The following is a 3,798-nucleotide window of genomic DNA, read 5'->3' as shown; positions in this document are numbered from 1 at the left end:
GTGGCGCTGGGCGTGGCCGCCATTTTCCAAAACTCTCCCTCGGCTTTTATGCTGCTCAAAACCGTGGGCGCGGCCTACCTGCTGTGGCTTGCCTGGCTTTCCTTCAGGGCCGGGGCCTCACTGGCTCTCACCGGCGGAGGCGGAGCGCCCTTTCCCGGCTATGCGGCCCTGTACCGGCGCGGCATTGTCATGAATGTGACCAATCCCAAGGTCTCGCTTTTTTTCCTGGCCTTTTTGCCCCAGTTCTGCGACCCCTCACGGGGCAGCATGGCCCTGCAGGTTCTCAGCCTGGGCCTTTTGTTCATGCTGGCGACCCTTGTGGTTTTTTTCAGCGTGGCCCTGCTTGGCGGCAGGCTGGCCCTGTGGTTCAACAAATCCCCCGGCGGGCAGATACTCATACACCGCGCGGCGGGCCTTGTTTTCGTGGGGCTGGCCCTGCTTCTGCTGCTCAGCGGCAAGTAGCCGGGCCAGAAAGGCGGTATCCGTGATCATCGGCCGCCACCGGCTTGCGGCATTTCTTGACAACAGGTATTGGCAGAGGTATGTAGTCCAACTTTCGAGGTGCAATATGCAGAATTACCGTATATCTCTTAATGATTTGCCGCCTGAAGGCAAAGAATTCCAACTGGATGACCCGGCCGTCTGGCAGGAACCCATGAAGGAATTCGGCATGGAATGCCGGGTGAGCAAGCCCCTGAGCGCCACCATCACTGTCCTGCCCACCGATGGCGGCTGGCTTGTGCGTGGTTCCCTTGCGGGCGAAGTAGTTCTGCCTTGCAGCCGTTGTGCCGAAGACGCCCCGTCTTCCATAAGCACCCGCTTTGAGGATTTTGAGGAACTGCCAGGCGACGACGACTTTGAAGGCCCCGGCGGCGGCGCAAGCCTGTCGGGCGTGCAGGCTCAGGACGAAGATGCCGGGAGCCGCCTTGTTTTTGTTAACAACGTACCCATGCTTGACCTTGCGGCCATCTGCTGGGAAGAGCTTGTCCTGGCCCTGCCCGTAACCCCCCTGTGCGGAGCGTCCTGTAAAGGACTGTGCGCCGGTTGCGGGGCCAACCTCAACGAAGGTATGTGCTCCTGCGCGCACGATGAAGGCGACCCCCGCATGGCGGTTCTGCGCGGGCTTACCCTGCATAAAAACTGAAATTGGGCAGAGGTGATTTTTCCCAACCTGAAACCGGAACAGATCAGGTTCGGGCAATAAAAACCGGATCGGGCCACGGCCTTTACTCCCCGGCTTTACGGGCGTAAAAAGCCACTGCGTACAGGCGGATTCCTGTACGCGGAGCCTAGACATTTTCAGAATTTTTTACTAATCTGCTGAGTCTTGCGGGCGGACCCTCTTTTCAGGTCTGGCCGCCATACCCTTGCTGTATGTGTCCGAAAGGACGGAAAAGGAGAACATCATGGCTGTGCAACAGAACAAAAAATCCCGCTCCCGCAAGGGGATGCGCCGCTCCCATGACCGTGTGGCCATTCCCGCCGTTATTTACTGCTCCTGCGGGGAGCCTACCGTACCCCATTGCGTCTGCCCCAGCTGCGGCACGTACAAGGGCCGTCAGGTAGTCGCCAAAAGCGAAAACGAGTAATGAACGAGCGCCCCATCATCGCCGTGGACGCCATGGGCGGGGACTTCGGTCCCTCCGTGGTGGTGCCGGGCGCCATTGAGGCTGCCCGTCTTTACGACTTGCACGTCCAGCTTGTGGGCGACACCCCCAAGCTGGAGGCCGAGCTGGAAAAGCTTGTCCTCAAGGACGTGCATTACGACATTGTTCAGGCTGATGATGTGGTGCATATGAACGAAAAACCTTCGGACATCCTGCGCCGCAAAAAAAACTCCTCCATCCAGGTGGCCTGCCGCCTGGTCAAGGAAGGCGCCGCTGACGCCGTGGTCAGCGCCGGTCACTCCGGCGCCACGGTGGCCTGCGGCATGTTTATTATGGGACGCCTCCAAGGAGTGGAGCGTCCCGCCCTGGCCGCGCTGCTGCCAACGGAAAAAGATCCCGTGGTGGTGCTTGATGCCGGAGCCAATGTGGACTGCCGCCCCTATCACCTCTTTCAGTTCGGCCTCATGGGCAACGCATTTGCCCGCGATCTGCTGGGCTATGCCTCGCCCCGTGTCAGCCTGCTGAGCATCGGTGAAGAGGAAGGCAAGGGCAACAGCCAGGTAAAAGAAGCCTACGAACTTCTGAAGATGGCCCAAAACCTCAATTTTGTGGGCAATGCCGAAGGGCGGGACATCTTTACCGGCAACCTTGATGTGGTGATCTGCGATGGTTTTGTGGGCAACGTGGTGGTGAAGATGAGCGAGGGGCTTGCGGCCTCTCTTGTGCGCATGCTCAAAAAAGTCTTTACTTCCGGCGTGTTGCCCGCCCTTGGCGGCATGCTTGCCAAGGGAGCTTTCAAACGCTTTGCCAGCACCATTGATTACGCCGAATACGGCGGCGCGCCGTTGCTGGGCCTTCAGGGCCTTGCCATTGTCTGTCATGGCCGCTCCAGTTCCCTGGCTATGACCAATGCCATCAAGATGGGCGGCACCTTTGTACGCAAGGGGACCAACAGCCGTCTTGCCGAGACCATCCTGGCAAACGAAGAGCTTACCCGCTTCTCCCGCGCTATCTAACCGACGGTATACAGAATGAATCCTCTCTGCCATTTGCTTGCGCTGAGCGCCCATGTGCCGGACGCGGTCCTGACCAACGAAGACCTCGCCAAGGTGGTGGACACCAACGACGAGTGGATAGTCTCCCGCACGGGCATACGACAACGCCACAAACTGGCTGATGACGAGAATGCCTCTGACCTTGGCCTCAAGGCGGCCCGCAAGGCACTGGCCGATGCGGGCATGGAGCCTTCGGAACTCACCCACGTTATCGCCGCCACCTGCACCCCGGACGTGCTCTCGCCTTCCGTGGCCTGCATCATTGCCGGGCAGCTCGGCGTGGGGCCTGTCATGGCCTTTGACTTCGGCGCGGCCTGCTCGGGCTTTCTGTACGGCCTGTCCATCTGCCGCAGTCTGCTGGCTCACCAGCCGGAAGCCAAAATTCTTTTTGTCTGTACCGAAGCCCTCACCAGACGTGTGAACTGGGGCGACAGAAGCACCTGCGTGCTTTTCGGCGATGCGGCCACCGCCTGCATAGTCACGGGAACCTCCGCCAACGTGCTGGCCGGGGTGGAAGACGTGGTTTGCAAGAGCGACGGTACGCAGCGCGACCTCATTGTGGTGGGCGGCGGCACCAGCAGCCGCTATGCCAAGGGCGCTCCCGTCGAAGACGATTTTTTCATCACCATGCAAGGACGCGAAACCTACAAGCATGCCGTGCGCAACATGGTGCACATCTGCGAAGACGTGCTGTCCCGCAACGGACTCGGCACCGGCGATGTGAACCTGCTGGTTCCCCACCAGGCCAACATGCGCATTATTGAGGCAGTGGGCAGCCGCCTGGACATGACCGGCGACCGCGTTTTCGTCAACGTGGACAAGTACGGCAACACCTCTTCGGCATCCATTCCCCTGGCTATTGTAGAAGCCCGCGCAGCCGGGCGCATCAAGGCCGGAGACCGCATACTTGTCACCGCTTTTGGTGCCGGCCTGACGTGGGGCGCAGCCCTGCTGCGTTTCTAGGTCTTTTTTGCTTTGATAAAGAGTCCGTAACGGTGTTACCACCGTTTTACGGCCTTTACGGCGTATATTCTGCTGCCCGGGCGACGCGGTCGGCTTCACCGCAGCCCCTGGAAAACGCAGGAACAGCCCGGCAAAACCGCCGGATAAGCGGGCAGCGCATGCGGCCCAAGGCG

At 60.1% G+C, this 3,798-nt stretch carries 5 protein-coding genes; all 5 read left to right on the top strand.

Features of this window, described 5'->3' with window-relative positions; genetic code table 11:
- A partial coding sequence (locus V6C16_RS09105) for a LysE family translocator (RefSeq protein ID WP_333543049.1) occupies window positions 1–462 on the top strand: 462 nt, incomplete at its 5' end.
- A 106-nt stretch (window positions 463–568) separates the two neighbouring features.
- Complete coding sequence (locus V6C16_RS09100) at window positions 569–1,144, top strand: YceD family protein (RefSeq protein ID WP_333536305.1); 576 nt, start codon at window positions 569–571, stop codon at window positions 1,142–1,144.
- 262 nt (window positions 1,145–1,406) lie between these two features.
- Window positions 1,407–1,589, top strand: a complete 183-nt coding sequence (gene rpmF, locus V6C16_RS09095) for a 50S ribosomal protein L32 (protein ID WP_333536304.1) — start codon at window positions 1,407–1,409, stop codon at window positions 1,587–1,589.
- Window positions 1,589–2,623: a phosphate acyltransferase PlsX gene (gene plsX, locus V6C16_RS09090; protein WP_333536303.1), complete on the top strand. Its 1,035-nt coding sequence runs from the start codon at window positions 1,589–1,591 to the stop codon at window positions 2,621–2,623. Before rpmF ends, plsX begins: the two co-directional genes overlap by 1 nt.
- A 15-nt stretch (window positions 2,624–2,638) precedes the next feature.
- Window positions 2,639–3,625, top strand: coding sequence for a beta-ketoacyl-ACP synthase III (locus V6C16_RS09085; RefSeq protein ID WP_333536302.1), 987 nt, complete (start codon window positions 2,639–2,641; stop codon window positions 3,623–3,625).
- The last annotated feature ends 173 nt before the right edge of the window (window positions 3,626–3,798 follow it).

The organism is Desulfovibrio sp. 1188_IL3213, from assembly GCF_036763145.1.
Lineage (GTDB): Bacteria > Desulfobacterota > Desulfovibrionia > Desulfovibrionales > Desulfovibrionaceae > Desulfovibrio.
This window is presented reverse-complemented; position numbering and strand designations above follow the sequence as displayed.